This is a genomic window from Micromonospora sp. KC606 (assembly GCF_004348675.1).
In the GTDB taxonomy this organism is placed as follows: domain Bacteria; phylum Actinomycetota; class Actinomycetes; order Mycobacteriales; family Micromonosporaceae; genus Micromonospora.
In genome coordinates this window covers 1-2,540 of sequence record NZ_SMKN01000368.1, presented here as the reverse complement: position 1 = coordinate 2,540, position 2,540 = coordinate 1, and the positions used below count along the sequence as shown (strand labels likewise).

2 protein-coding genes and 1 pseudogene are annotated in these 2,540 nt (G+C 74.6%); all 3 read right to left on the bottom strand.

Annotated features, from left to right (window positions below; all coding sequences use genetic code 11):
- A pseudogene (locus E1193_RS31030) lies at positions 1-286 on the bottom strand (hypothetical protein); the annotation flags it as partial.
- The gene (locus E1193_RS31025) at positions 283-1,779 is read right to left on the bottom strand and encodes a replication-associated recombination protein A (protein ID WP_132186680.1); all 1,497 of its coding nucleotides are present in this window, start codon (positions 1,777-1,779) and stop codon (positions 283-285) included. The pseudogene E1193_RS31030 and the gene E1193_RS31025, both read right to left, overlap by 4 nt.
- Positions 1,780-1,853: 74 nt before the next feature.
- Positions 1,854-2,066: a hypothetical protein gene (locus E1193_RS31020; protein WP_132186679.1), complete on the bottom strand. Its 213-nt coding sequence runs from the start codon at positions 2,064-2,066 to the stop codon at positions 1,854-1,856.
- Positions 2,067-2,540 lie beyond the last annotated feature (474 nt).

Sequence of the window (2,540 nt, the reverse complement as noted above, 5' to 3'; positions counted from 1 at the left end):
GTGGTGGACCGTCCGGGCGAGGGCCGGCCGGGGCGGGCCGGGGCGGCGTCGGGTTGTGGCCGGCGGGCGGCGACGGTGGGACCGCGCGGGGCTGCTCGCCGTCCGGGCCGAGCTCACCGCGCTGCTGCTTGGCGGTACGCAGGTCGTCGATCCAGCCGAACTCCTCGCCCTCCGGCTCCGGGGGAGTCTCCTCGGCCCGGCCACGACCCCAGCGTCGGCCCTTGGCGCGGGAGTCGCGCCGCTCGTCGGGACCGTCCTGCGGTCGCTCCCCACCACGCGATGTCACTGCTGACCCTCCCCGACGGCTTCGCTGCCGTTCTCATCCGCCACACCGGTGTGCCCCGTGCCCGACGGGTGACGGCCGTCCGCCGCCGCCGGCCCGTCGGGACGCGACACCGGGGCGGGCAGCCCGCGGACGATCCGGCGCAGCAGGGGCAGGCGGGCGGCCACCGACCGCTCCGCGCCGTGGCCGCTGGGCTGGTAGTAGTCGGTCCCGACGAGATCGTCGGGAGCGTACTGCTGGGTGACCACTCCGCGCTGGTCGTCATGCGGGTAGCGGTACCCGGTGCCGTGCCCCAGACCCCGGGCTCCGGCGTAGTGGGCGTCGCGCAGGCCGCGTGGCACCGGACCGCCGCGGCCGGCGCGTACGTCGGTCATCGCCGCGCCCAGGGCCGTGGTGGCCGAGTTGGACTTCGGGGCAGCGGCCAGATGGATCACCGCCTGGGCCAGGTTGAGCTGGGCCTCGGGCAGGCCGACGAACTCCACGGCGTGCGCGGCGGCGGTGGCCACGGTCAACGCGGTCGGGTCGGCCATGCCGACGTCCTCGCTGGCGAAGATCACCAGCCGGCGGGCGACGAACCGGGCGTCCTCCCCGGCGACCAGCATCCGGGCCAGCCAGTGCAGTGAGGCGTCCACGTCCGAGCCGCGCATGCTCTTGATGAAGGCGCTGGTGATGTCGTAGTGGGCGTCACCGTCGCGGTCGTAGCGCACCGCGGCCACGTCCACCGCCTGCTCGGCCGTGGCCAGGTCGATCCGGCCGGTGCCGACCGCCACGGCGGAGGCCGCCGCGGCCTCCAGCGCGGTCAGCGCCTTGCGGACGTCGCCGCCGGCGAGGCGTACCAGGTGGTCCTCGGCCTCGGCCTCCAGGGTGAGCGCGCCGGCGAGGCCACGCTCGTCGGCGACCGCGCGGCGGAGCAGGCCGCGAACGGCCGCGTCGTTCAGCGGCTGGAGGGTGAGCAGCACGCAACGCGACAGCAGCGGTGAGATGACCGAGAAGTACGGGTTCTCCGTGGTCGCGGCGAGCAGGGTGACCGTCCGGTCCTCCACCGCCGCGAGCAACGAGTCCTGCTGGGTCTTGCTGAACCGGTGCACCTCGTCGATGAAGAGCACGGTCTGCGGGCCGCCCGCGCGACGCTGCCGTCGGGCCGTGTCGATCACGGCGCGGACGTCCTTCACCCCGGCGTTGAGGGCGGACATGGCGACGAAGCGCCGGTCGGTGGCCCGGGCCACCAGGTGGGCGATGGTGGTCTTGCCGCTGCCCGGCGGGCCCCAGAGGATCACCGACATCGGTGCGCCGCCGCCGACCAGCTGGCGCAGCGGCGCGCCGGGAGCGAGCAGGTGGTCCTGCCCGACCAGGTCGTCGATGCTCGCCGGGCGCATCCGGACGGGCAGCGGCGAATCCTCCCCCGCCGCCGGGAATCCGTCGGCACCACTCGGGCCCACCGGGGCGCTGGGCGCCGCGGCGGGTCCGCCGAGGGAGAACAGGGTGTCGGATTCCATCAGCAAGACAGTACCGGGCGGGGACCGCGACCCCGGAATCGCGCCGTGCTCCCCGCCCGCCTGATCGATTACGGTCAGCCGCGACCCGGCCGCCGGCCCCGGTACCAGCGACCGCCGCCGGCGCCGCGCGGGCTGTTGCCGACCCCGGCGAGGTGGAGCGAGAGCAGCAGCAGGCCGATCAGCACGAGGGTGTGCCAGTTGAACAGGTCAGGCGCGCCGAAGTTGGTGTTCAGCAGGTCCAGCAGGAGCGCGAAGCCGAACACGATGGCGGCGAGAATGGCAAGCATGTCAGTGTCCTCCGGTGGGGGTTCCCAGTGGGTTGACCGGGATGTACCCGATCGGTCGGGCCCTCAATCTCCACCCTGGACCGGGCGGGTCGGGCGGACGTTTCAGGCTGCCTCCATGATCATCGCCAGATCAGGAGTTGGTGGGTCGGGCAGCGTTCCTCGCCGCCATCGGCCACCACCCGTTCGCCCGGCACGTGATCCGCCCCGGAACGCGACCGCGGCTGGCGGCGGGACGGCCTGGCAGGCGGGGCCATCGGCGCCTCCGCCCCGGCGGTCGACCTCTTCGCCGCGCTCGTCACCGAGGGCGCACTGCGCCCCGGGCAGTGGGTGCAACTGCCCCGGACCGACCGGGAGACGCTGGCGGAGCGGTTCAACGTTGCCCGCCTCGACGAGTGGGACTTCCTCTGGACCGACGCCCCGCCGCCCCGCGCGATCCGGCTCTACCGGCGGCTCTGCCTCACCGGTGCGCCCGCC

Excerpts from the sequence above, each read along its gene's own strand:
- E1193_RS31025 (WP_132186680.1), bottom strand. The coding sequence starts at position 1,779 with ATGGAATCCGACACCCTGTTCTCCCTCGGCGGACCCGCCGCGGCGCCC.
- E1193_RS31020 (WP_132186679.1), bottom strand. The coding sequence starts at position 2,066 with ATGCTTGCCATTCTCGCCGCCATCGTGTTCGGCTTCGCGCTCCTGCTG.